Annotated in this window: 22 protein-coding genes; 3 read left to right on the plus strand and 19 right to left on the minus strand. The window is 60.6% G+C overall.

The genetic code is table 11. The features are described from left to right. Positions 1–86: 86 nt before the first annotated feature. The 5 genes from ACSZOQ_RS07745 to ACSZOQ_RS07765 form a co-directional block, all read right to left on the minus strand. Complete coding sequence (locus ACSZOQ_RS07745) at positions 87–740, minus strand: PopZ family protein (protein ID WP_439925397.1); 654 nt, start codon at positions 738–740, stop codon at positions 87–89. A gap of 284 nt (positions 741–1,024) precedes the next feature. Further along, complete coding sequence (locus ACSZOQ_RS07750; protein ID WP_439925398.1) at positions 1,025–2,422, minus strand: TolC family outer membrane protein; 1,398 nt, start codon at positions 2,420–2,422, stop codon at positions 1,025–1,027. A gap of 442 nt (positions 2,423–2,864) precedes the next feature. Beyond that, positions 2,865–3,996 (minus strand): peptide chain release factor 2 gene (gene prfB / locus ACSZOQ_RS07755; RefSeq protein ID WP_439925399.1). Its coding sequence is split into 2 segments (ribosomal slippage): positions 2,865–3,926 and positions 3,928–3,996, totalling 1,131 coding nucleotides; the frame shifts between segments, so codons are not numbered across the junction. Positions 3,997–4,081: 85 nt separating this feature from the next. After that, positions 4,082–6,574: a penicillin-binding protein 1A gene (locus ACSZOQ_RS07760; protein WP_439925400.1), complete on the minus strand. Its 2,493-nt coding sequence runs from the start codon at positions 6,572–6,574 to the stop codon at positions 4,082–4,084. A gap of 205 nt (positions 6,575–6,779) precedes the next feature. Continuing rightward, positions 6,780–8,057 (minus strand): N-acetylmuramoyl-L-alanine amidase, encoded by a 1,278-nt coding sequence (locus ACSZOQ_RS07765; RefSeq protein WP_439925980.1) that lies wholly within the window; start codon positions 8,055–8,057, stop codon positions 6,780–6,782. Between the two features lie 712 nt (positions 8,058–8,769). Here ACSZOQ_RS07765 and ACSZOQ_RS07770 point away from each other — a divergent pair. Next, positions 8,770–11,847, plus strand: coding sequence for an Rne/Rng family ribonuclease (locus ACSZOQ_RS07770; RefSeq protein WP_439925401.1), 3,078 nt, complete (start codon positions 8,770–8,772; stop codon positions 11,845–11,847). 73 nt (positions 11,848–11,920) lie between these two features. Here the strand turns inward: ACSZOQ_RS07770 and thiL are convergent, their stop codons facing one another. The 13 genes from thiL to ACSZOQ_RS07835 all read right to left on the minus strand — a co-directional run bounded on the left by thiL (position 11,921) and on the right by ACSZOQ_RS07835 (position 21,140). Beyond that, positions 11,921–12,892 (minus strand): thiamine-phosphate kinase, encoded by a 972-nt coding sequence (thiL, locus tag ACSZOQ_RS07775; RefSeq protein WP_439925402.1) that lies wholly within the window; start codon positions 12,890–12,892, stop codon positions 11,921–11,923. Between the two features lie 169 nt (positions 12,893–13,061). Beyond that, positions 13,062–13,544 (minus strand): transcription antitermination factor NusB, encoded by a 483-nt coding sequence (nusB, locus tag ACSZOQ_RS07780; protein ID WP_439925403.1) that lies wholly within the window; start codon positions 13,542–13,544, stop codon positions 13,062–13,064. Positions 13,545–13,551: 7 nt separating this feature from the next. Then, on the minus strand, positions 13,552–14,043 hold the full coding sequence (gene ribH / locus ACSZOQ_RS07785; RefSeq protein WP_439925404.1) for a 6,7-dimethyl-8-ribityllumazine synthase: 492 nt from the start codon (positions 14,041–14,043) through the stop codon (positions 13,552–13,554). 144 nt (positions 14,044–14,187) lie between these two features. Further along, a complete protein-coding gene (locus tag ACSZOQ_RS07790; protein WP_439925405.1) occupies positions 14,188–14,796 on the minus strand; it encodes a riboflavin synthase in 609 nt (202 codons plus the stop codon). A gap of 83 nt (positions 14,797–14,879) precedes the next feature. Beyond that, positions 14,880–16,034, minus strand: a complete 1,155-nt coding sequence (gene ribD / locus ACSZOQ_RS07795) for a bifunctional diaminohydroxyphosphoribosylaminopyrimidine deaminase/5-amino-6-(5-phosphoribosylamino)uracil reductase RibD (RefSeq protein WP_439925406.1) — start codon at positions 16,032–16,034, stop codon at positions 14,880–14,882. Next, complete coding sequence (gene nrdR / locus ACSZOQ_RS07800; protein WP_439925407.1) at positions 16,031–16,513, minus strand: transcriptional regulator NrdR; 483 nt, start codon at positions 16,511–16,513, stop codon at positions 16,031–16,033. The genes ribD and nrdR overlap by 4 nt, the downstream gene beginning before the upstream one ends. A gap of 166 nt (positions 16,514–16,679) precedes the next feature. Next, positions 16,680–17,987 carry a serine hydroxymethyltransferase gene (gene glyA / locus ACSZOQ_RS07805; protein ID WP_439925408.1) on the minus strand — a complete coding sequence of 436 codons (1,308 nt, stop codon included), beginning with the start codon at positions 17,985–17,987 and terminating at the stop codon, positions 16,680–16,682. A 287-nt stretch (positions 17,988–18,274) separates the two neighbouring features. Beyond that, positions 18,275–18,448, minus strand: coding sequence for a hypothetical protein (locus ACSZOQ_RS07810; RefSeq protein WP_439925409.1), 174 nt, complete (start codon positions 18,446–18,448; stop codon positions 18,275–18,277). Between the two features lie 45 nt (positions 18,449–18,493). Next, positions 18,494–18,691: a hypothetical protein gene (locus tag ACSZOQ_RS07815; RefSeq protein WP_439925410.1), complete on the minus strand. Its 198-nt coding sequence runs from the start codon at positions 18,689–18,691 to the stop codon at positions 18,494–18,496. A gap of 190 nt (positions 18,692–18,881) precedes the next feature. Continuing rightward, positions 18,882–19,073, minus strand: coding sequence for a DUF3606 domain-containing protein (locus ACSZOQ_RS07820; RefSeq protein WP_439925411.1), 192 nt, complete (start codon positions 19,071–19,073; stop codon positions 18,882–18,884). Between the two features lie 157 nt (positions 19,074–19,230). Then, a complete protein-coding gene (locus ACSZOQ_RS07825; RefSeq protein ID WP_439925981.1) occupies positions 19,231–19,437 on the minus strand; it encodes a hypothetical protein in 207 nt (68 codons plus the stop codon). Between the two features lie 157 nt (positions 19,438–19,594). Continuing rightward, complete coding sequence (locus tag ACSZOQ_RS07830; protein WP_439925412.1) at positions 19,595–19,828, minus strand: hypothetical protein; 234 nt, start codon at positions 19,826–19,828, stop codon at positions 19,595–19,597. Positions 19,829–19,910: 82 nt separating this feature from the next. Then, positions 19,911–21,140 (minus strand): GGDEF domain-containing protein, encoded by a 1,230-nt coding sequence (locus ACSZOQ_RS07835; protein WP_439925413.1) that lies wholly within the window; start codon positions 21,138–21,140, stop codon positions 19,911–19,913. A 604-nt stretch (positions 21,141–21,744) separates the two neighbouring features. Here ACSZOQ_RS07835 and ACSZOQ_RS07840 point away from each other — a divergent pair. Both ACSZOQ_RS07840 and ACSZOQ_RS07845 read left to right on the plus strand, forming a co-directional pair. Further along, entirely contained in the window at positions 21,745–22,740 is a 996-nt protein-coding gene (locus ACSZOQ_RS07840; RefSeq protein ID WP_439925414.1) for a DUF4062 domain-containing protein, read from the plus strand. Positions 22,741–22,943: 203 nt separating this feature from the next. Beyond that, positions 22,944–23,294 carry a beta/gamma crystallin-related protein gene (locus ACSZOQ_RS07845; protein ID WP_439925415.1) on the plus strand — a complete coding sequence of 117 codons (351 nt, stop codon included), beginning with the start codon at positions 22,944–22,946 and terminating at the stop codon, positions 23,292–23,294. A 92-nt stretch (positions 23,295–23,386) separates the two neighbouring features. Here the strand turns inward: ACSZOQ_RS07845 and ACSZOQ_RS07850 are convergent, their stop codons facing one another. After that, positions 23,387–23,689: a hypothetical protein gene (locus ACSZOQ_RS07850; RefSeq protein ID WP_439925416.1), complete on the minus strand. Its 303-nt coding sequence runs from the start codon at positions 23,687–23,689 to the stop codon at positions 23,387–23,389. Between the last annotated feature and the right edge of the window lie 723 nt (positions 23,690–24,412).

Genomic DNA, 24,412 nt, shown 5'->3' on the forward strand with positions numbered 1-24,412 from the left:
GCAGATTGCCTCACGATGTCAGATAGGGCAATTTCGACCTTCGCCGACCCAGATCCGGCCACCGTATTGCGGACTTGGGGAACGGGTCACGGACGTCCGCGCGACACCCGCTCGATTTCGGCCTTGACGATACGCTCGACCAGCCCCGGAAGGTTGTCGTCGAGCCAGGACTTCAGCATCGGGCGCAGCATCTCCTTGACGAGGTCCTCAAGGGTGCGGGCGTTGTTGCTTAAAACCGTGCTGGCGAGTGAATTGAAGGCTGTCTCGACCGCTGAAACTGTCGAATGCGACAGAATTTGCGCTGCCGGCGGGGTATTCGGAACGGCCGACCAGTCGACGGCGGCCGGCTGTGGCCGGCTGGCCGGGGCTGGTGCAGTCTCCGCGAACTCCAGATCGTCTTGCGGTTCAACTTTCTGGAAAGCGGCCTTTGCCGGTGGCGGAAGTGCCATCTCGTCCGTCAGTTCAAACACCTCGTCGACCGGGGCCGGTCGAACCTCTTCCTCCGTGGTTGCGGCATCGAGATTCGCGAGTAGCGCATCGATGTCGTCCTGACTGTTGTCGGCGGCCGGCTTTGCGGGCGCGGCCGGGGCGGGAGTAACCGGCTGGGATTTCGCAACCGTTGCATTCGCGGTCGCCGGCTTTCCGGCCGCCGCGGGCTTTTCGTCGTCGGCGATGATGCGGCGGATTGACGCCAGAATCTCCTCCATCGAGGGTTCTTGGACCTTTGCAGGTTGCGTCATGTCCAACTCCAAATCGTCACGGCCCGCGCCAGTGTTCTGGCATCAAGCGATAGAGGATTTTCCGGTTCCAGATGCGGACTCGGACTTTGATCGCAAACCCGATTTGCCCCCGGATCGAGCGTTACGAATCGACACCGGCATCGATACTCCGCCCCGTACTTCAGCAGCTGGCCGATAAACACCGGTGTCGCACGAATTGCTTCGCGGTCTCATGCAAAGGTATGGCACGGCAATAATTGATTGCAAGCAAAGGGCTGTGGACACAGCCCTTTGTCAGCGCGCGATCAGTGCCCGTCCGGCGTACGTACGCCGACCCAACTATCACGAACCTGGTGATAATGGACACTGGGATCGTAAACGGTGGTGTTTAGCTTCAGCACCTGCGGCGACAGCCGGCCGACGGCATTCAACACGGAGTAGGATGCGACGACGCGGTCGTGTTGAGCCGTTACCAGCGCCACGCGCGCGTTGACGAGCGTCTGTTGCGCGTTCAACACGTCGAACGTGGTTCGCTGTCCGGCCTTCGCCTCTTCGCGAATGCCGTTGAGCGCAACCTCGGACGCTTCGACCTGCGCCTGCGCCGATACAACCTGCGACTTGCCCGCAACGAGTTGGCCCCATGCCTGCACCACGCTGGCGCGGGCCTGATCGCGGACCTGGTCGAGGGTGAGACGTTGTTGCGCCAATGTTTCCTTCGACTGGCGGATCAGCGCATACTCCACGCCGCCCTGGTAGATCGGCACCGACACCTGTGCGATCGCGGATGCAAAGAACTGCTTCTGTACCGTGAGTTGCTGTCCGTAGCCCTGTTGCACGTTGGCCTGGAGACTCACGGTCGGGAACAGCGCGCCCTCGGCGACTTTGACCTGCAGATGGCTGATGTCGATGCCATACATCGACGCGGTGACGTTAGGATTTTGGGTCAGGCCCAGATCCACGGCGCCGGCGAGCGTTGCCGGCAGAAAACGGTCGACCGGCGAACCCGGCGCCAGTTGCCCCGGCTCGTTGCCGATGATGCGGCGAAAATTTGAACGCGTGGTCGTGAGGGTGGATTGGGCGGTCATAAGCTGAGTGCGACCGGCGGCGAGCTGAGCTTGCGATTGCGCAACGTCGGTGCGAGTAACTTCGCCGACGTTGAAACGATCACGCGTCTGCTTCAGTGTCTCCTCAAGCACGCGGACGTTGCTGCGCTGGACTTCCACGATGGCGGAGTCGCGCAAATAATCCATGTAGATGGTTGCCGCAGAGAGCAGCACGGTCTGTTCTAGAACCCTTAAGCCCTCGCGCGACGCCGAAACCTGTCCTTCTGCTGCACGGGTCTTGTTGGAGGTCTGGAAGCCGTCAAAGAGCGTCTGCGTAACCGTGGCGCCTACAGATGCCGGCGCCTGTGCGCCATTAATCGACAGCCCCTGGCCTCCCGGCAAACCGTTCTTGACATCAGTATACTGATAACCGCCGTTCGCCGTTATGGCGGCCTTGGGCCGATAGCCGGACAGAGCCTGCGGCACGTTTTCATCGGTGGCGCGCACCGAGGCGCGCTGCGCGTTGAGTTGAGGATTGGTCTGGTAGGCACGGACCAGCGCCGCCTCGATCGTGTCGGCGAGGACCGGTGTCGTCGCCCCCGACCATGCCGTCACAAGAGCTAATGCTGTAGCCCCGGCCAGCAGTCTCACACCACCCATCCGCGGAGTTCCATCTCTTGTTCCGGATACCAAGACGTTGCGCCTCTGCACCGGACCCCTCGAGTCAATTATCCCCAAGCAATCATATTCGCCGCCGGAGCGCGGCGGAACCCCTTGCGGGCAATCTCGACCGAAACTCTTTGGCTGGGGCATCGCGGCCACACTTGACGCTGTGGACCGGAACTATGGCCGAATTAACCCAAGCATCCCCTTTCAGAGTTCGCAGACTTTTCGTGACAATCTTGCAGTCTTTCACTGCAAACTTCGAAATCCAAGAAACACAAGCAACTTTTTGATTTTAATGTTGTTTATGGTCGATAATCTAACGATTCAGCGTCTCACCTCATGACTCAAGTGAATCCGTCAAACGAAATCACCAGCCAGACGATGCCCGCCTGTCCGCAGTCTTGGGTTCAAGCTAATGAAATTGATGCCAGCATGGCTAATCCACGTCTTCGACCGCTCCGGGTGTGATACCGAAGGCTTTCTGCGCCAGTGTCGCCGCCATGAATTCATCGAGGTCGCCGTCAAGCACACCTGACGTATCTGACGTTTGCACTCCGGTTCGGAGGTCTTTCACCATCTGGTAGGGCTGCAAGACATAGGATCTGATCTGATGGCCCCAGCCGATGTCGGTCTTGGCAGCCTGATCCGCAGCGGCCTGTTCTTCCCGCTTCTTGAGCTCGATTTCATAGAGTCTCGCACGCAGCATGTCCCAGGCCTGCGCGCGGTTCTTGTGCTGCGAGCGCCCGGCCTGACAAACCACCGCGACGCCGGTCGGAATGTGCGTCAGCCGCACCGCCGATTCGGTCTTGTTGACGTGCTGGCCGCCGGCGCCGCCGGAGCGCATGGTGTCGGTGCGGACATCGCCTTCCTTGATGTCGATCTTGATGCTGTCGTCCACCACCGGGAAGATTGCCACGCTCGAAAACGACGTATGGCGTCGTGCATTGGAATCAAACGGCGAGATTCTTACGAGACGGTGCACACCCGCCTCTGTCTTGAGCCAGCCGTAGGCGTTGTGGCCACTGACCTGAATCGTCGCCGACTTGATGCCGGCTTCTTCGCCGGGCGTTTCTTCCAGATACTCGATCTTGAAACCGCGATTCTCTGCCCAGCGCGTATACATGCGCAGCAGCATCGAGGCCCAGTCCTGGCTTTCGGTGCCTCCCGCGCCGGCATGAACCTCAAGATAGGAGTTAAAGCGATCCGCCTCTCCCGAGAGCAAGGCCTCGAGTTCGCGGCGGGCGACTTCCTTCTTGAGATTCTTCAGGGCGGTTTCGGCTTCGTCGACGACGGTCCGATCGTTTTCGGCCTCGCCGAGTTCGATCATGCCGATCTGGTCGTCGAGTTCACGCTCCACCTTGCCGATGCCGGTCAGCGAATCCTCCAGCGAGGTCCGCTCCTGCATCAGCTTTTGGGCCTTCTGGGGATCGTTCCAGAGATCCGGATCCTCGGCGAGCTTGTTCAGCTCCGCCAGGCGCGCGGTCGATGTTTCGACGTCAAAGATGCCTCCTCAGCAGCCCGACCGACTGCTTGATCTCTTCGACAAGTCTTTCGATTTCAGCGCGCATGGCTTTTCTGGTCCGCGGCTCACGACGTCGTTCAGCGATGGCAGGTGATGTAGCCGCCAAGGCCACAAAGAGCAATCGTATATAGCTAGTAAAGCCCGCCGGTGCCCGGCCGGAACAGACTGCGATCGGCGTCGGGCAGCGGCTGCGTCTGGCGTCCGTCCTGGTCCGCTACACCGATCACGGCGTAATTGTCAGGCGGCGCGGTGCCGGGCTTGAAAGCTTCGAGGATGGTCTTGCCGGTATCGCCGGGCCCAGCGCGCATGCCAGTTTTGGAATCGACGCGAACCAGCTTGATGCCCGCAGGGATGCGGAACGGAGTGGCGGGCTTGTCGGCAAGCGCAACCTTCATGAAATCGCGCGCGATCGGCGCCGCCAGGTGTCCACCGGTCGCGGTGCGGCCGAGATTGCGGGGCTTGTCGTAACCCATGTAGACGCCGACGACGAGGTCGGGCGAGAAACCGATGAACCAGGCATCCTTCTGGTCATTGGTGGTGCCGGTCTTGCCAGCAATCGGCTTGCCGACATCGCGCATGACCGTGGCGGTGCCGGCCTGCACTACACCCTCCATCATGGAGGTGATCTGATAGGCCGTCATCGAATCCAGCACCTGCTCTCGGTGGTCGATCAGCTGGGGTTCGGGTTGGTCCTTCCAGCCTTCGGGCACGTCGCACCCACGGCACTCGCGCGTGTCGTGCTTGTAGATGGTGTGGCCATAGCGATCCTGAATGCGGTCAATCAGGGTCGGCTTCACTCGCCTGCCGCCATTGTCGAACATCGAATACGCGGTCACCATGCGCAACACTGTGGTCTCGCCGGCTCCCAGCGCATAGGAGAGATAGTTCGGAAGTTCGTCGTAGATACCGAAGCGCTTGGCATATTCGCCGATCAAGGGCATGCCAATGTCTTGCGCCAACCGCACCGTCACGGTGTTGAGCGAGAGCCGCAGCGCATTCCGAAGCGTTTGCGGTCCGTAGTATTTCTCTTTCGAGTAGTTTTCCGGACGCCACACGCCGGAGCCCTGCCCCTGGTCGATCTCGATCGGCGCGTCGACGACGACGGTCGATGGCGTATAGCCGTTGTCGAGTGCCGAAGAATAGACGATCGGCTTGAACGACGAGCCCGGCTGCCGATAGGCCTGTGTCGCGCGATTGAACTGGCTCTGATCGAACGAGAAGCCGCCGACCATTGCCAGCACACGTCCGGTCCAAGGATCCATCGCGACCATCGCGCCGGACACCTGGGGCAGTTGCCGCAACCGGTATTCGCCGTCGACGGTCTTGCCGTCCTTTGTAATCAGAGGATCGGCATAGATCACATCGCCAGGCGAAAGCACCTGCGATACTTTCGTTGGCGTGCGGCCTCGCGTCGGTCCGGACGCGTCTTTGGCCCACCTCACCCCGTCGAGCGTAATCAAGCCGGTTTGCCGGTCTTTGCTCACGGCGCCGCCAAGCTCGCGGCCGGGTTGAAAGCCAATCCGTGCGGACTTGTCGTCGGATTCGAGCACGACCGCCATCCGCCACGGCGTGACGTCGGACAGCGATTTGACGTCGGCGAGTTTTACGCCCCAGTCGCCGGAGATATCGAGTTTGCTCATCGCGCCGCGCCAACCCTGGGCCTCGTCATAGTTGACGAGGCCGTTGGCCATGGTCTTGCGCGCTATCGCCTGCAGTTTCGGATCGAGCGTCGTTCGGACCGACAGCCCTCCCTCGTAGAGCTTCTTTTCGCCGTAGCGTTCGAACAGGTCGCGCCGGACTTCCTCGGCGAAATATTCGCCGGCAAAGGTATGCGCTCCGTTGGCGCGGCTGGTGACGATCAGCGGATCCTTGTGGGCCTTGTCGGCGTCGGCCTGCTTGATCCAGCCGTTCTCCAGCAGCCGGTCGATGACGTAGTCGCGCCGTTCGACCGCACGGTCGTGGTTCTTGACCGGATGCAGGGTCGAGGGCGCCTTGGGCAAGGCCGCCAGATAGGCAGCCTCGGCGACGGTCAACTCATTGACTGGTTTGTCGAAATACACGAGCGATGCGGCCGCGATGCCGTAGGCGCCGAGGCCGAGATAGATCTCGTTCAGGTACAATTCGAGGATCTTGTCCTTCGAATAGGCCCGTTCGATGCGCATCGCGAGCAGCGCTTCCTTGATCTTGCGGGCAAAGGAAACTTCGTTGGTCAGCAGGAAGTTCTTGGCAACCTGCTGGGTGATCGTGGAGGCACCCTGCGGCCGCCTGTTGGATCCGTAATTCTGAGCATAAAGCAACGCCGCGCGGGCCATGCCTGAATAGTCGATGCCGCCGTGCTCATAGAAATTCTTATCCTCCGCGGCCAGGAACGCGTTGATGACCAACTTCGGCACCGCCTGTATCGGGAGGTAGAGCCGGCGTTCCTTCGCGTACTCGCCGAGCAGCGAACCGTCGGACGCATGCACACGGGTCATCACCGGCGGCTCATAATTCTGAAGCTGGGAATAGTCCGGCAGGTCCTTGGAAAAATGCCAGATCAGTCCCGCCGCCGCCGCGACGCCGACCAGAAACAGGATGGTTCCCGCTGCAAAAAGAAAACCCGTGAAACGCAGCAGCAAGCGCATTACCGAATGTCCGTTTCGTTGCCGGCGGCCTGGCGATATGGCGGCGCGTCCGCAAGCCTCAATCGTCCGTTGATGCGTTTCGTTCGTCGAAGCATCCGCCGGACTAAGAACTCCGGTTTTGGCCGATTCTGCGAACTTGCGACAACTTTTCTATAGAGCGGCTGCTGTGGCCAAACTAGGGCTTCCGAATTGAGGCCAGCCCTTTTCAGTGAGTTGGCCCGGCCGAACCCACTCTTTTTGCAAGAAACGCCTCAACGGCCTTTGCGACCGAACGGACAGTTCTGGAGCGCCAGTCGTCCGATACCATCTGACGGAGGTCTGCCTTGTTCGAAACGTAACCGAGTTCAACCAACACCGACGGCACATCCGGCGCCTTCAGCACCTTGAACCCGGCCGACTTCAGCGGGTGCTTATGCATCCGCGCGGCAGTTTTCATCTCGCTCATCAACAACCGGGCGAAGCGGTTTGAAAACGTGCGTGTTTCCCGCTGCGCAAGGTCGATCAGAATATCGGCGACGTCGGTCGGCTCCTCCGTCAGGTTGACGCCTCCGATCGCGTCCGCCTTGTTTTCTTCCTCCGCCAGCCGTTCTGCTTCGGCGTCCGATGCCTTGTCCGACAACGTGTAAATTGTCGCGCCCTGGGCGTCGCCCTCGCGGTGCGGCAGGGCGTCCGCATGGATCGATACAAACAGCGCGGCACCGTTGTTCCGGGCGACGCGGACACGCTCGGCCAGCGGGATGAAGGTGTCGTCCGTTCGCGTCATGACAACGTGGTATTTGCCGTCCTGCTCGATGCGGTCGCGCAATGCCACGGCAAAAGCCAGCACCAGATTCTTTTCCATCTCTCCCGTTGAGGCCTGGGTTCCGTTGTCGATTCCGCCGTGGCCTGGATCAATCACGACCACGGGGCGACTATCCGAAGTCGCGGCGGCCCCCGTCGAACCGGTCGCATCGACGACGGGGTCCGGGGAATCGGCGTCCTTCGGCCGTTCAGAACTGCTCGAAGCAGCCAGTAGACGATTGAATGCAGCAGGGTCGACGGCCTCCAGTTCGACCACCAAGCGTGGCGGCTGACCGTTCGCTGCATCGAGCACATAGGCCTTGTCGATTTTCGCGGGCCCCGCGAGATCGAACACAATCCGCGATCCGCCCGGCATCACCAGCCCGTAGCGGAACGCCTTGATCAGGCCGCGTCCGTTGTCGCCGGCATCGGGCGCAAGGCGGAAGCTGACCTGGGGAATATCGATCACGGCCCGGTAAGGATCGGCCAACAGAAAGGCGTGAATGTCGATCTTCTTGTCGAGATCGAGAATGAAGCGGGTCTGTTTCGTGTCGCCTGCGAGCCGGACCTCGGAGGCGACTGGAAAATCACCCGCGACCGCCTGGCGAACAGGCTCGTTCCCGGCGGCGAGTGAAGGCGCGCCGGGAATAAAGAGCGCTGTGGCGCACAGCCAAACGATCCCTAGGTTTGCGCGGCCCGTCAACGAACCCATGCCTCCGAGCTGACTTTACCGCAATAGGATCGCAGGGTTAATCGGACCTTAATCCGTCCACAGCAAATACTGGAAACCGCCCACAGCAAATACTGGCGGTGTTACCGGCCGGCGACGGTGTCCCTTGCAAGCGGCCAGCAATCCACGTATGTAAGTCAATGCTGACGGTTAAACTCCCGGTTGTATCGCGTACAGCCTCCCGGTGCAGCGCAGGGCTTCAAATTGCTAGAAGTGCCCGCGTTTCCTGACCCCTCCAAAGCCAGCGCGTCGCGCGGCGGATTCGGAGCGGCGGTTTCAAGCTCGAGGGGCGTCCGGTACCAGGTTTTTTGCGCCGGGGACGGTTTCAGAAGGTCATGACCGATTGTCCCGGCCCTGCGGCCACGAGGTACAACAGCCGACAGGCACTTTGGCGCCGCGTCGGTCCGGCAGCGAGATACACGGCGGTGCTTTTGCCGCCAACCTGTTCATACGGGCCGACGCCTGATGCGCCAGACTGAAAAGCCGACCAATATCCCCGCAAAGATCGCTCCGACGCGAGGCGAGAGCTTCGCGCGCCGAGCCGCGCCGGGAACAGGGTCGGTAGGGCGCTCAGGATCGCATCGCGGCCTTCCCCTCACCCCCGAATCAGGTGGACCGTTGCGTCACCCGGCCGCGCGGAACGCGCGAGCCGTGCCATGCGCCCTCCGCCGCCAAGAGCTCCAAAATGTCCAACAAACCCAACAAAATGTTGATCGACGCCACCCACCCGGAAGAGACCAGGGTGGTCGTCGTCCGCGGCAACCGCGTCGAGGAATTTGATTTCGAATCCGCCCAGCGCAAGCAGCTGCGTGGAAACATCTATCTGGCCAAGGTCACTCGCGTCGAGCCTTCGCTGCAAGCCGCGTTTATCGAATATGGCGGAAACCGGCACGGCTTCCTTGCATTCAGCGAAATCCATCCTGACTACTATCAAATTCCGGTCGCCGACCGTCAGGCACTGATCGAAGCCGACGAGCGGGCGCACCGCGAGGCGGAGGAAGAGTCGGAAGATCGCTCCGGCCGACGCCGTTCACGGAATCGCAGTTCGCGTCGGCGCGATCACGGCGAACGCGTTCAGAGCGCCGTCGTCGAGGATGCGGACCATGAAGGCGCGTCGCATTTCGGGCACGACGAATCGGCGCCCGGCGATGACGTCGGGCAGCAACACGAAGATCACGATCATCCGCACGAGGACGACGCGAATCACGATCATCTGCACGAGCATGCGCACGACGATATTGGGCACAGCCATCCGTACGGCTCCGATCATGACGACATCGATGCCGACCATCTGCACGACCTCGCTGTCGCGCGAGACCAGGATGACGCCATTGGCGCGCACCGCGACGACGAGGCGCACGGGTCAACCGGCGAAGCCCGGGCCGACGCATCGACTCAGCATGCGGTCGACTTCGAGCCGCCGGCCCGTGATCAAGACGATCATGCGGCCCCGGCCCTTCTCCTTGATTCCGAAGGCACACACGAAGCTCACGATCACCACGGAGCTCACGATCCCGGCGTGCATGAACAGGGCGATCAGCCTTTTGGGTTCGAATCTCCTGGCGAGGTGACCCCAGCCGAAGAGGAAGAGGATGACGACGAAGGCGACGCCGAGGACCAGCAGGTCGAGTCCGTTGGCGGTGACGATGCGCTGGAGGAAGTGCCCGAGCGCGCCTACCGGCCGCGCCGTCAGTACAAGATTCAGGAAGTCATCAAGCGCCGCCAGGTGATGCTGGTGCAAGTGGTCAAGGAGGAGCGCGGCAACAAGGGCGCGGCGCTGACGACCTATCTGTCGCTGGCCGGCCGCTACGCCGTGCTGATGCCCAATACCGCACGCGGTGGCGGCATTAGCCGCAAGATCACCTCGGCGCAGGACCGTTCACGGCTGAAGGAAGTGGTGCAGGACCTCGACGTGCCCGAAGGCATGGGGGTCATTCTGCGCACCGCCGGCGCCGCGCGCACCAAGCCGGAAATCAAGCGCGACTTCGAATATCTGATCCGCATGTGGGAAACCGTGCGCGACGTGACCCTGCGGTCGCAGGCGCCGACGCTTGTCTACGAGGAAGGTTCGCTGATCAAGCGTTCTCTGCGCGATCTCTACAACAAGGAAATCGACGAAATCCAGGTAGCCGGTGAAGCCGGTTATCAGGAGGCGCGCGATTTCATGAAGATGCTGATGCCGTCCAACGTCCGTGCGGTGAAGCCGTATCGCGACTACCAGCCGTTATTCTCGCGCACGGGCGTCGAAAGCCAGCTCGATGCGATGTTCTCGCCGACGGTGCAGCTTCGTTCCGGCGGATACATCGTCATCAACCAAACCGAAGCGTTGGTGTCGATCGATGTCAACTCGGGCCGCTCGACCCGCGAACACCACATCAAGGACACAGCGCTCAAGACCAATCTCGAGGCCGCCGAGGAAGTCGCCAGACAGTTGCGATTGCGCGATCTTGCCGGCCTGATCGTCATCGACTTCATCGACATGGATGAGAAGCGCAACAACCGCGCGGTGGAGCGCAAGCTCAGCGACTGTCTACGTCACGACCGCGCGCGTATCCAGGTCGGACGCATCTCGCACTTCGGTCTTCTGGAAATGTCACGCCAGCGCATTCGCGCCAGCATGCTGGAAAGTTCGACGGAGCCCTGCCAACAATGCGGCGGCACGGGCCACGTCCGCTCGGTTCCCTCGGTGGCGTTGCAGTTGCTGCGCAGCCTTGAGGAAACCTTGATGAAAGGCGCGACGCACAACCTCGTTGTGCGGACACGCACTAACGTTGCGCTGTATGTGCTCAATCAAAAGCGCGGCCATCTGCGCGACCTCGAACACAGCTTCAAGGTTGGTCTTTCCGTGGTCGCCGATCCTTCGATCGCCGGCCAGCAATCCTTCATCATTGATCGCGGCGAGCAGGTGCATACGCTGGAGGCTGCGAAAGCGCTGCTTGCCGCGCAACTAGCTGCATCCCCACCGCAAGCCGAAGAGGCCTATGAGGACGAGCAGCCACTTGATATCGAAGCCGAGATCGAGACCGACGACACCGAGGCTCGCGCCGATGAGCAAGCGGGTGGTGAAACCGAGGGCGATGGTCGCAAGCGGAGGCGCCGCCGGCCCCGGCGTGAACGATCCGTAGAAATCCGCGACGACCAGGCCGCGCACGCCGGCGACGGCTCCGATGTGCAGATTGCCGCTGATTTCGCTGCGGCACGCTTCATGACCGGCGACGTTGAAAATGACGGAGACGACGTCGGAGCTCGGGACGCCATAGCTCAGGACGGCGAAGCACCAGCAGATCAGTCTCCGGACGAAGAACGGCGTCCGCGTCGTCGTGGACGTCGTGGTGGTCGCCGGCGCCGCGGTAGCGCGGGCCTTGTCGGCTCGATTTCCGACGAACTTGGTCCTACCTCAGCGCCGGAAGTCGTCGAAGCTGTTGCAGACTTCGATTCGGCACCGATCGCTCCTGAACCGCAAGCCGACTCGTCTGAAATCGAAGCTCAGCCGCAGTACACCGCGGCGCAGCCGGAAATGACGAACTCTCCGGTTGAGGTCAAGGATGAGACCATATCAGAATCCGAAAAAGCCGTTCGGCGTCGCTCGACGGTGCGCGAAAAGGTGAGCTTCGCCTCGGAAGAGGCACCGCCGGCAGCGCCAGTCGTTCAAAGCCAGCCGGAAGAATCGGCGCCTGAGCCGCAACATCCTCCGGAAGAATCGAACGAAGACCGGCCGCGCCGTGCGGGATGGTGGTCGCGCCGATTCGGCAACGGCACCTGAACTGATCACTTCGCAAACGTCAAAACGCCCGGCCTAGCCGGGCGTTTTCGCGTATGGTCAGACGGAGCAAAATTCAGAAATGACTGTAAGAAAGCCGCGGAAGAGCGATTTCCTTGCCTTCCGCATCAAGCCATTTCGGAGCCGTGTTGCCTACAACGATCTTCCCTATCGGCGTTACTGCGACGCCGACGCCGCGTGCCGCCCGGACGAAGGCCCCGAGGCGATCCTCAGCGATCGTGCACAAGATCTCGTAATCGTCGCCGCCGCTCACCGCGATCTCGAGACTCATCTGGCCCTGCTCCATCAATCCGCGTGCCGCGTCGGACAGCGGCACGGCCGCAGCATCGATCAGCGCAGAGATTCCCGACGCTGCACACAATTTTGCGAGATCGCCGGCGAGACCGTCGGACACGTCCATCGCGGCCCGCGCATAGTTCCGTAGGGCCATCGCGAGGCCGATACGCGGTTGCGGAACATGATAGCGGCTGAGCAACACCTCGCGGATCGCAGCGTCGCTGACCGTCACCTTGCCCGTAAGAATGGCAAGCCCGAGCGCCGCATCGCCGATTGTACCGGAGACGACGATGCGATCGCCCGGCTTCGCGCGGCTGCGCAAGATCATTTCGCCGGGCGGCACGCGGCCGAAGGCCGTGATGGAAATCGTCAACGGCCCAGGCGTTGCGACTGTGTCGCCGCCTAGCAGCGGACAATCAAATGCCCGTGCGTCGCCGTCGAGCCCGCGCGCGAATGAGGCGAGCCAGCTCTCGTCGGCGTTGCGCAATGCCAGGGTCATGACGAAGCCGGCTGGCGTCGCGCCCTTGGCGGCGAGATCGGAGAGATTGACCCGCAAGGCCTTCTTGGCGACCATTTCCGGCGGATCACCACTCAGGAAATGCACCCCTTCGACAATGGCATCGGTCGTGACCACAAGATCGTCGCTGCCGCCTTTCAAGACAGCAGCGTCGTCAGCGAGCCCCAGCGCGCCCGGATCGGTTGCTATCGGCTTGAAGTAGCGTGCAATCAGATCGTCTTCACCGGATGGCATATTTTCGATCCTCGTGATTGCGAGCTCACGACAAATTGGCTTTCGCAAAACTTTCGCAGAGCGAAGCAATCTACACGACCGCAACCGAAGGCCAGATTGCTTCGTCGCTCTCGGGACGGCACCACACATCGCCCTGCGCTCCTCGTCATGACGAAAGGAGGCCGCACTATTACTGCGCAAACTCGTCGGCGCGGAAACGGCGCGCAATCTGATCGAGCACCGCGTTGACCATGCCCACCTCCTCCTTTTCGACGAAGGCGTGCGCAACATCGACATATTCGGACACCACGACCCGCGCCGGAATATCCTTGCGATGCTCCAGTTCATAAGACCCAGCGCGCAGCACCGCGCGCAGGATCGCGTCGATCCGCTTTAGCGGCCAACCCTTCGACAGCGCATCGTCGATCAATGGGTCGAGCCTGGTCTGGTCGCGGACCACGCCCGCCACCACGTCGCGAAAGAATGCCGCCTCGGCAGGAAGATATTTGTCGCCTTCAACTTCGTTGCCTAGCCAGTGGCTTTCGAACTCCGCGAAGATATCGTTGATCCCTGCCCCGCCGATCTCCATCTGATACAGCGCCTGCACCGCGGCAAGTCGTGCCGCGCCGCGCTTGTTGGCCTTCTTGTCGATGCTTTGTTTGATGCCCGCCATTGCGCCGTTATGCCTTCGCCAATCGGCGCTTGATCCGCAACATTGCCAGCGCCGCCCGCGCCGCGTCGCCGCCCTTGTTCAATTCGCTCGCACGCGCCCTCGCCCACGCTTGCGCATCGGTGTTGACCGTGATGATACCGTTGCCGAGGGGCACTCGCCGCTGAACCGACAGATCCATCAGCGCTCGGGAGGACTCCATCGAGACGATTTCAAAATGGATCGTGTCGCCCCGCACCACGCAGCCGAGCGCGACGACAGCATCATAAGGCTTGCAGCTCTGTTCGGCCGCATCGAGCGCGATCACAATTGCCGCCGGAATTTCCAGAGCGCCGGGAACGGTAATGACGTCATGGCCGACGCCGGCAGCCTTCAATTCGGCGACCGCGCCCTCGAGCAGCGCGTCCTGGATATCGTCGTAGAACCGCGCTTCGACGATCAGGGCGCGCGCCCCCGAGACGTCGGTCTGATCCTTGAGCGCTGCGCGCCGTGCGTCTGCCATTCCGTGTCCCTGGTTCGTCATTTGCCGGACATAGCCGTCCGGAAGAACGGCGGCGCTTCGCTGGCCTATGTGGCCGGCAACCCATCTTGTTAAGAGGATGAATACCCGGGTCAAGCCCGCGCATGGCACATTTATCGATGAGGCCTACTTCATCTCACTCAACCGCGCCGCGTAACGCGCCATCAGATCGACCTCGATATTAGCCTCGCTGCCTGCGCGCCAATCGCCCAGCGTGGTGAGGCTGAGTGAGCGCGGAATGATGAGCACCGAAAATGCCTCGTCCCGAACGGTATTGACCGTCAGCGATACGCCATCCAGCGTCACCGAGCCTTTGGCCGCGATGAAACGCGCCGAATCCCGGGGCGCGCGCAATTCAAAGCGGGCCATGCCATGCAGATCGTCGCGCATAACGACAGTGGCGATGCCATCGGCATGGCCCGCGACGATGTGGCCGCCGAGTTCGTCGCCTATTTTCAACGAACGTTCGAGATTGAGCCGCGTTCCCGCCGCCCAGTGCTTTGCCGTCGTCACGTCGAGCGTCTCAGCCCCGACATCGACATCGAACCAGGTCCGTCCCCCGGCGACGCCAGAGGCGATGACAGTCAGACACACGCCGCTGCAGGCGATCGACGCGCCGTCCGCGATGGAGCTTTGATCGTAGCGGCAGAGGATGCGCAGCCGGTGCAACCGGTTCTGCGCCGTCCGCGTCAGACTTTCGATCTCGCCGATGTCGGTCACTATACCGGTGAACATCAGAACCTTTCGAATCCAATACCTGCGACCGTCATGCCCGGGCATAGCCGTTCAAAGAATGACCCCTTGAAGCGTAACTCGATTTAGACACGCTCGTAAATCGCGAGAGTGTCCTGATCCAGCATCTCACTCGCACGAATCCTGAACTGCTGCGATTCGGTAATGGCAGCCAGCGGCAAGGTGCCGAGCGCCGGCACGCCGTCCTCGCCGATCGGATCGGGACCGCGCAGTAGCCAAGCTTCATCGACGAGAGCAGCCGCAATGAATGACGCTGCAACACGCGCGCCGCCTTCGACCATCAGACGGGTAACGCCTCTTTCGGACAGGGCGCGGAGAACCGCCGCCAGATCGAGCCCGGGCGCGCCCGCCGCGACCGGAACGCGCACGACCTGCACGCCGGCGGCGCCGAGCTTCACGGCTGTGAGTGCGTCGGCAAAATCAGAGGCCATGACGCAAATCGGTGTCTCGCGCGCGGACTGGACCAGCCGGCTCTCGTGCGGGATACGCAGTGCGTGATCCAGCACCACACGTAGCGGCGAGCGCGTTTCCATGCCGGGAAGCCGGCAGGTCAGGAGAGGATCGTCGGCCAGCACGGTGCCGATGCCGACCAGAATGGCGTTACACTGCGCGCGCAACAGATGCACCCGCGCCTTGGCCGCCTCACCCGTAATGGCGACAGGCGCGCCTCCGGCTGCAGCGATCTTTCCGTTGCTGGACGTCGCGAGCTTGAGGATGACGTGTGGGCGTTTGTCCCGCACCCGCCGGAAATGTCCGGCATGATGGTAGGCCGCCTCGACGGCACAAAGTCCGACATCGACCGATATTCCTGCCGCCCGCAACCGCGCATGGCCCCGCCCCGCGACCTCCGGAGTGGGATCCTCGATCGCAGATACGACACGCGCGATGCCGGCCGCGACCACGGCGTCCACGCAGGGCGGGGTTTTTTTTCCGACATGCGAACACGGCTCCAGCGTGACGTACAAGGTCGCGCCGCGCGCGGCCTCTCCGGCGCGCCGAAGCGCCTCGACCTCGGCGTGCGGACGCCCTCCCGGCTGGGTCCATCCGCGTCCGACAATCACATCGTCTTTCACGATGACGGCGCCCACGGCAGGATTGGGCGCGCTCGAGCCCAGGCCGCGGCGGCCCATCGCCAGTGCCAACTGCATGAAATGCACGTCGGCGGCCTTGGCCTTCCGAAGCTTTTCGCCGTACTGGTCTTCCAGAATGCGGAAGATCATTTGCGCAGCGGCACCTGCCGCGCGTCGTCCTCGCTGGAGAGTTCGCCCAGCACCGCCTCGAAATCCTTGGCCTCCCGGAAATTGCGATAGACCGAGGCGAAGCGCACATAGGCGACATCGTCGAGGCTCCGCAGATGTTCCATCACGATCTCGCCGATGGTCTCGGACGAAATCTCGGCCTCGCCACCGCTCTCGAGTTCGCGGACAATGGCCGACACCATGGTTTCGACGCGCTCGGGATCGACCGGCCGCTTGCGCAGGCTGATCTGCAGCGAGCGTACCAGTTTGTCGCGGTCGAACGGCACCCGCCGCCCATTACGTTTGATCACCGTGAGTTCGCGCAACTGCACCCGCTCGAACGTCGTGAAGCGGAAATTGCAGGCCATGCAGACGCGCCGGCGACGGATGACGGCCGAATCCTCGGTCGGCCGGGAGTCCTTCACCTGGGTATCCAGACTGTTGCAACTGGGGCAGCGCATCGCTCAACCCACCTTGCCATTGCCGGGCACAGCCATTCGAAGAACGGCGTTGCTCTGCTGGTGCGCGACCCTGTTATCCATCGTTTTCAATAAGATGGATACGCGGGTTAATCTCGCACATGACGTAGAAAATATCGAAACGCCTCCAAACTTCATACGCGCGTACTCATCTATCCTGATAGACCGGAAAGCGATCTGTCAGCGCCTTGACCTTCTCTTTCACCGCCGCCTCGATTAGCGGGGCCTTGCCGTCGTCGGCCTGCGCGATGGCGTTGAGCACTTCCGCGATCAGGCCGCCAACCTGTTTGAATTCGGCAACCCCGAAGCCGCGCGTGGTGGCGGCCGGCGTACCGAGACGAAGACCGGAGGTCACAAACGGCTTTTCGGGATCGAAAGGGATGCCGTTTTTGTTGCAGGTGATGGCCGCACGCACCAGCGCCTTTTCCGAGACGTTGCCTCTCAGCCCCTTGGGCCGCAGGTCCACCAGCATCAGGTGGTTGTCGGTGCCGCCCGAGACGATGTCGAAGCCATGGCCGCGCAGGTTTTCGGCCAGCGCCTTGGCATTTTCGACGACATTCTTCGCGTAGATCTTGAAGTCCGGACGCAGCGCCTCGCCGAACGCCACGGCCTTGGCGGCGATGACATGCATCAGCGGGCCGCCCTGAAGGCCGGGGAAGATCGCCGAATTGAACTTCTTCGCAAGCGTCTCGTCATTGCACAGGATCAGGCCGCCGCGCGGACCGCGCAGCGACTTGTGGGTGGTGGTCGTCGTCACATGCGCGTACGGCACCGGCGAGGCATGCACGCCACCGGCTACGAGGCCCGCGAAATGCGCCATGTCCACCATCAGATAGGCGCCGACGCTGTCGGCGATCTCACGGAAGCGCTTGAAGTCCCATGGCCGCGAATAGGCCGAGCCGCCAGCGATGATCAGCTTCGGCTTGACCTCCTCGGCACGGCGCGCCACCTCGTCCATGTCGATCAGGTGATCGTCGCGCCGAACGGTGTAGTGTGCGGGCTTGAACCACTTGCCGGACATGTTGACCGGCGCCCCGTGGGTCAGGTGGCCGCCGGCGGCGAGGTCGAGCCCCATGAAGGTATCGCCGGGCTGCAGCAGCGCCAGGAACACGGCCTGGTTCATCTGGCTGCCCGAATTCGGCTGGACGTTGGCGAACTGCGCGCCGAACAGCCTTTTGGCCCGCTCGATGGCCAGCGTTTCGGCGACATCGACCCACTCGCACCCGCCGTAATAGCGCGCGCCCGGATACCCCTCAGCGTACTTATTGGTCATCACCGAGCCCTGCGCTTCCAAAACCGCGCGGCTGACGATGTTTTCGGACGCTATCAGCTCGATCTCGTGACGTTGACGACCCAGTTCGCCCTTGATCGCAGCGGCGATCTCAGGATCGGCCTCGGTCAGGGTGGCCGTAAAGAAGGAATCGGGCGTAGAGGCGGTTTTGGCAGAAGAGTCCATCTACAGAATATCCTTGGAGGCGCAGCCCGTTAGACCGGGTGCGAGCAGCAGTAACAGACGATCGAAGCGGCGCCAGCCAGATAGCACATTGGCTTAGGACGGCCAAGGTGTTGCGCCTGCGCTCCGATGTTTGGGCAATATATGGTGGATATGGGAGATTTCGAGCGACCGGAAGCAATCCGCCTGCCCCATGGAAGGTAGCGCGGCTGCCGCAAGGGACTGTCCGCGGAACATGCCGGTCAGACCGCCCGACCTCAGGCGCCTGACCGGCTCACCACATCCGCAAGTTATTTCTCGGTGACGACGACGGTGTAGTGCACCGCGTCCGCGTCGATGGTCATTTTGTAACCGCCGATCGAGAATTCGTTGTGAAGTGACTTTGCGCCACCGGACACTGCGTCCAGTTCGTCTGACGTGAGAATATGGATCTCGTTGCCGAGGTTTCGGGTCTGCGGGGTCATTGCAATCTCCTGATGTTGATGTGTGACTTCGTCGAGGGCCAAGCTTCAGCAGCCATCGCCGCCGAAGCTGACGCAGGTATGTTCGAAGCCAGGCCGGACGACGACGCCGTAATGGTTGGCGTCGGCCTCAATGGTCATGAACATCTGGTCGACAAACACTACGGCCTTCATGCCGCCCGATACGCTGTTGAGTTCGTCATCCGTAAGCGCACGGATGTCACTGATCATGGAAGTCTTGGTCATCGTGGTTCTCCATCGCTGATTGACACATCGTCGGGTTGACGACGCGTCCACGATGCAAGACGGAGCCGGATCGGTCCGTGATCTGACTCACGCGGGCGCCGACTCCATGACACGGATCAGGAATGGAACTGCGCCCCAAGGCGTATCAGGACATCAACCGGCAATGACGCAGTGCGAACGGGGAATTGCGTTATTTAGAGAGATAGTGGCGGATCGCTGCGATCGAAGGGCCGACATGGCCGGCAGCCTCCAACAACCTCTCACGGGACACGTTCAGGCGGCTTGCCCAGATGTCGGTCTGGGCGTCGTTACTAGTATCCACCGCGACCGCCGGTTTCTGATAGGTGGATATTACTGATGCAACTGTGACAAGCTGGACCATCCCGCAAGTTTAGCACTCAGGCCGCAACCTGCCACCGCGCCATGCCGCCACAGTTAAAATCTGGTTTCTCGTTTCGCTCGATCCAGAACAGAATCAGGTTTGGCACCGACTTTTGGCGCCGCGTGGCCTAAAGGACGCTTGGCACTTTCAGAAAGGTTTATAGTGCGACCTGCGTGTGCCCGCATTCCTTGCAGGTAAAAGTGACGCGCGTGGCGGCACCCTTTGGCGCCTTCGTCTTGTTTTCGGCACCACATTTTCCGCATTTGGCCACGATGCGGGTCTCGCCCTGCTTCACGGCAACGCCGCGCTCCATCGCCTCGCGTATGAGCCGTTCGGCCTCCTGGCGCATCGCCTGCTTATCCACCATGTTTTCACCTGCCGACTGGGATTACCGGCTCCTTCTAACCCGGAAATCCGGCGAGCTGGAAGAATTCTCGCGTAACTTTTCCTTGGTCAGGAAGCACAAATTCCGGCTCACGCGTGTCCGGTGATCCGTTCCGCAGCGTCCAGTCTTGGCGGTGTTACATGTAATAAATAACCGCGGCCACGATCGTGATTGCCAGAGCAATGATGGCCATCATCAGCCAAGCGCTTCGTGAGGTGGCATATCTCCCCCGAGCGCGACGTTCCGTAATGAGCGCGCGCTCGTACTCGTCGGAGGATGAAAAGACGCAGGCAAATCCGCTGCGCGCCGCCGCTGCTGCCGCTTCGAGCGATAGTATTTCGCTTTGAGTGCTGCTGCGCGAGATCATCATGAGGAATGCTAGGAGTCACATGGTAAATAAAAGGTTAACAATTTCTATAATGACATTGGAAGCCTAAGCGGATGAGTTCTAACTATATCGGCCACATGACAGATGTTTGACGGGATGCGAGGGCTGCTGGCCGTGCCGCTGACCTTCGCCGCCTTCGTTCGAGCGATAGGGACTCTTCCTCCGCGACCTCAATGCGATTGCGGCCGCCGCGTTTGGCCTGATAGAGCGCCGCATCGGCCGCGGCGAGCAGTACCTCAAGCTCAGCGCCCGGCGGGCCGCTTGCTACACCGATACTCACGGTCGTCTCGACCGGCGCGTTCTCCACGGTGATGCCGCTCGCGGCGAACGCCTCACGTACGCGCTCCGCCGCACAAGCCGCCTCTTTAATCGAGCAAGGCAGCAAGGCAGCAAACTCCTCGCCACCGATCCGTCCGGACAGATCGGTGATCCGCAACGTATTGGTGACGACGATGGCGAACAGCTTGAGAATTTCGTCGCCCGCCGCATGGCCAAAGCGGTCGTTGATTGACTTGAAATGATCGATGTCAAAAATGAGCACCGTCACGAGGCACCCGGCACTGGCCTGACGTTCTATCAACCGCGCAGTCGCCTCCGCGAAGCCCCGGCGGTTTAACATGCCGGTCAGCGGATCGATCAAAGCCGCTGCCTTGTGGGCCTTCACAGTGCGATCCGACACCAGCATGAAGATGACGAAAACAGTTCCGAGCGCATAGAGCACGAGTTCGAACGCGAAGATCGGAACCCAGAAGCTGCTGCGGAATGTGCTGCCGTCGGCGCGCAACATGTGCCCCAGCAGTATGGGGAACATCAGCACAAAACCGTGCAGGATAGGCACCAGTAGCGCCGGCCAGCGTTTCTGCATGCCTTTGCGTTGTTCGGACCACAGTTCGTTCGCGGTCAGAACCGCGTAGGCCGCGACGATGCTCGCGCCAATCGTCAGTCGCATTGTGGACGACTCGTCAGGCGGGCACAGGATGACAATCAGCCAGACTGCAGCGCCGAGCGGTAACGCCAGCCAATTCGGCTTGCGGCCGTGGAACACGCGCGCCGCGCTCCACACCATGCCGCAGGCTACAAAGCCGACCGCATTGAGCGCGAGTGCCACGGTATCGCCCAGCAGCGAGCCCGCGACGGTCCAGACTCCGATCGACATGGCGCCGAGGATATAGGCCGCACCCCACCAGCTCAGCGTGGGAATTTTCTGTTGCCGTCCGAAGAACAACAGCATGCCACCGAGCATCACGCCGGCAACTGCCGCGACGAGATAAAGAGTCAAGATATCGAGTGACATGACGATGCTGACAGCCGTTGCCGGACTCGCGCTTTGACTCGGACCGACCGAGGGAGCCCCCCCGAATTGCGATAAACTACGACTCCCGCATTGGCATTTCGTTTGTCCGCCGGTGCAAGTTTTCGCGAAAACCCCGGTCCGATCGTCGCCATTCGTTAAACAAAAAGCGCCGGCAAGGACCGCTTCGTCGATGCACCGCAGACTTTTCGAAACAACTAAGGTCTATGCCTACGCCGTTGATCCGTCGTAATTCGAAAACCACAAATCACTATCTGAAATGTTCCCTTTATGTTCTATACATATCCTCATGACCAGGTGGGCGGCCCATTGGTGTGTCGGAGCTCAACGATCCGCACGGCGGGCGCACCGCGGTTGCTGATCGACCAGAGCCGCCTCAACGAAATCCCGCGTCCTATCCCGCGCGCCAGTTGCCTACGCCGTCCGCGCATTGTGGGAATCCAGAAGGCCGATGCGATGCGGCTATACGGCCCCCACACTGTCTGGAAAGATGTCGGACGGAGATTGCTCGACGGTGGCTGTTAGCGTCGCTTCGTCATGAAGAGCACGGCTGCTGGCCGGATTGGGAGGATGAGGAAAAGTTCAAGTGAATCGGGTTTTTCAGATTTTCATTAGTTCGACCTACATCGATTTGAAGGACGAACGACAGGCCGTCAGCAATACGCTGGCAAAAGCGGGATACATGACCGCTGGCCTGGAATTGCTTCCAGCAACTGACCGACAGCAACTCGATTATATCAACCGGATCATTGATCGCAGCGACTATTACGTCGTGATCGTTGGCAGTCGTTGCGGCCCGCTCTCCGATGATGGGCTGGCTGTCACAGAAAAACTGTTTGAATACGCGCGATCAAAAGACGTCCCCATTCTCGCGTTCCTTCCTGAAAGCTCGGGCGACGTCGCGCTCGGCGCTGAGACGGACGCACGGCTAAAAGAAAAACTGGACGCGTTCAAGGCTCGTTTGAGCACGAGCGGCATCGTCGAATTTTGGAGTAACGAAAACGATCTTTGCATGAAAGTCGTGCTGGCCGTCGCAACCGCTGCGAATTTGAAGCCGGGGGTTGGCTGGATACGGGGTGACCAAGCCATCAATCCAAAGCTCCTCCAGGAACTGGAAAGACTCCGGATCGAGAACGAGGATTTTCGTCAGAAGATCACCGATCTCAATCGCGGCGATTCATCAACTGATCTTATAGGATCAGCCGATTCAATTACTGTAGAGTTCCTTGTTTATCGATCAGAAGAAGGGTTTCCGGACCCCACATCTAAAACAATTTCATTGGGCGAGGTTTATATCGGACTATACGACCATCTCCTCAAGAACCCCTCGGAGGCATACGTCCGAGAGCTTGTTGGATACTGGTACCGACAGAAATTTCAAATTTCGAACTATTGCGAACTCGGCGAAAAGAGCACAGCCGTCATCCGAGACAAACTGGAGACACTCGGCTTAATCAAATCTCGGTCAATCATAGCAGGTTTTTCCAATCACATCGCCTGGTCCGTGACCGAAAAAGGAAAACAGTTTTTTGAGTCGAGACGTGTGCTGAGGATTGGTCACTCAGGTTCCGAAGCGACGTAACACAACGCAAGCGTCAGCTAACGACGACGGCAGATTCTGATGATCGAATCTCAGAATTGCACACGAGGCGTTCGCGCAATATCGATGCGAAATTGAATCATTACTCCGTGATAGACAAGAAAGCTGGCGAACCCGAACGGCGGTGGGACCAACTACCCAGTTAGGTCCTGCGGGACCACCAACACCGAGGAGGAGTCACCGCCATGCCAGCACATGCTATTCTGTTTGAGAACGCTGATTTTCAAGGCAACCACAAGCACGTATTTGACCACATCCAGAATCTCAGCAACCAAGTCGACCACTTTGACTTCAACGATCAAACATCATCGCTCGTTGTGCTTGAAGGCAACTGGCAGTTCTTCAAGGATTGGCAGTGGCAGAATCCGTGGCCGAAAATTGTAGGTCCCGGTGTGTACGTTACAATCACCGAAGCACTCGGAGCCAATGACGCCAACGACTCGATAACCGGTATGCGTCCGGTCGACTCTCTCGGCAGAGCCATTCCCATCACGGGAGTGTCTCACACCGGTTTGTCCCAACGTCGGACCGGTTAAGGGCGGAGCCCGATTGTGGGAGGCCGTCCAATGAGCGGCCTCCGTCCGTGGCAATAGAGATAACCCCGCCGGAGCGGGGTTGTTCTTTGAAACTAGTGTTTCAGACCTACGTGAACGACGGGCCCAAATGCTTTTTCGTCGACCCCAAGCGTTTCACAAATCGCCTTCAGGCGCGCAGGCTTCGGAAACTGGATGCCGCGCATATAGAGCCCGATGTCGCAGCGGCGGAAATCATAAGGGCCGCGGAAATGCTTGGATGCTTCGCGGGCGAACTGCGCTGGCGTCCAATGTTTGTCAGCAACAAGTTTTGCGAGACGATTGCCAAACTCTACTCTATCTGCATCTGACATCATTTCTTTTCTTCCTGACTTCCCCTTATCCCACGCATCATCCATCCGGATGAGTCAGTCCCATCCGAGGAGATCCGCGACGCAGCTCTCCGGAGAACCCGGCGGGCTTTCTTACGTCCAGGGGATACGCATAGATTACTATACTCCGCGCCTTTTACTTCTAGCGTTAGCTTCAGAGCACCCCCGCGCGTTCTGCATAAAGGTGGCAATATACTTGACTCATCCGTAATATACTTGACTCAGCATGTACGATTGAGAGCGAAGATATTTTGGTCTCAGCGCTGTCGGACCAGATGCAAGAATTTTGACACTGTCCGATACTCGCGCATCATGCGTGATCAACGCGATACTCGTTACCATCGCGCGCGATGGTGCTCAGCGTCACTTTGCCTCAAAGTAGCAGCGGCCATGACTCATCTGCTTGCGCCGTTGAATTCCGTGAGGCGCAAGAGACGTTATCAGCGTCGGCCGTGTTTCAGTCGCTGTCTGTCAACTCGACGACACAGACAAACTCCGAGTTGGCCGTTGCGTCGGTATCGTCCGACAACAGTTGAAACCGTTGTGCCGGCTCGATGCGATCGGTTCTAGCAGGGAGGGTCTCCCATCCGTCATGCCTCCACTCCGCAACCCTCGGCGGCGTGTAAGCTCGTCGGCTGTGATTCGACCGAACGTTAGCGAATGACCAAAGGCGCGCATCAAGCCATCGACATTCTGGGCCGGGCATACATCCACGGACACCAGGTGCAGCTCCGACATCGATCGCGTCAA

It is taken from the genome of Nitrobacter sp. JJSN, from assembly GCF_051912485.1.
Taxonomy (GTDB): Bacteria; Pseudomonadota; Alphaproteobacteria; order Rhizobiales; family Xanthobacteraceae; genus Nitrobacter.

Bases quoted from the DNA above. Each gene is read 5' to 3' on its own strand.
- ACSZOQ_RS07745 (WP_439925397.1), bottom strand. From the start codon at position 740: ATGACGCAACCTGCAAAGGTCCAAGAACCCTCGATGGAGGAGATTCTG.
- ACSZOQ_RS07750 (WP_439925398.1), bottom strand. From the start codon at position 2,422: ATGGGTGGTGTGAGACTGCTGGCCGGGGCTACAGCATTAGCTCTTGTG.
- ACSZOQ_RS07760 (WP_439925400.1), bottom strand. From the start codon at position 6,574: ATGCGCTTGCTGCTGCGTTTCACGGGTTTTCTTTTTGCAGCGGGAACC.
- ACSZOQ_RS07770 (WP_439925401.1), top strand. From the start codon at position 8,770: ATGTCCAACAAACCCAACAAAATGTTGATCGACGCCACCCACCCGGAA.
- thiL (WP_439925402.1), bottom strand. From the start codon at position 12,892: ATGCCATCCGGTGAAGACGATCTGATTGCACGCTACTTCAAGCCGATA.
- nusB (WP_439925403.1), bottom strand. From the start codon at position 13,544: ATGGCGGGCATCAAACAAAGCATCGACAAGAAGGCCAACAAGCGCGGC.
- ribH (WP_439925404.1), bottom strand. From the start codon at position 14,043: ATGGCAGACGCACGGCGCGCAGCGCTCAAGGATCAGACCGACGTCTCG.
- ACSZOQ_RS07790 (WP_439925405.1), bottom strand. From the start codon at position 14,796: ATGTTCACCGGTATAGTGACCGACATCGGCGAGATCGAAAGTCTGACG.
- ribD (WP_439925406.1), bottom strand. From the start codon at position 16,034: ATGATCTTCCGCATTCTGGAAGACCAGTACGGCGAAAAGCTTCGGAAG.
- nrdR (WP_439925407.1), bottom strand. From the start codon at position 16,513: ATGCGCTGCCCCAGTTGCAACAGTCTGGATACCCAGGTGAAGGACTCC.
- glyA (WP_439925408.1), bottom strand. From the start codon at position 17,987: ATGGACTCTTCTGCCAAAACCGCCTCTACGCCCGATTCCTTCTTTACG.
- ACSZOQ_RS07810 (WP_439925409.1), bottom strand. From the start codon at position 18,448: ATGACCCCGCAGACCCGAAACCTCGGCAACGAGATCCATATTCTCACG.
- ACSZOQ_RS07815 (WP_439925410.1), bottom strand. From the start codon at position 18,691: ATGACCAAGACTTCCATGATCAGTGACATCCGTGCGCTTACGGATGAC.
- ACSZOQ_RS07820 (WP_439925411.1), bottom strand. From the start codon at position 19,073: ATGGTCCAGCTTGTCACAGTTGCATCAGTAATATCCACCTATCAGAAA.
- ACSZOQ_RS07830 (WP_439925412.1), bottom strand. From the start codon at position 19,828: ATGATGATCTCGCGCAGCAGCACTCAAAGCGAAATACTATCGCTCGAA.
- ACSZOQ_RS07835 (WP_439925413.1), bottom strand. From the start codon at position 21,140: ATGTCACTCGATATCTTGACTCTTTATCTCGTCGCGGCAGTTGCCGGC.
- ACSZOQ_RS07845 (WP_439925415.1), top strand. From the start codon at position 22,944: ATGCCAGCACATGCTATTCTGTTTGAGAACGCTGATTTTCAAGGCAAC.
- ACSZOQ_RS07850 (WP_439925416.1), bottom strand. From the start codon at position 23,689: ATGGATGATGCGTGGGATAAGGGGAAGTCAGGAAGAAAAGAAATGATG.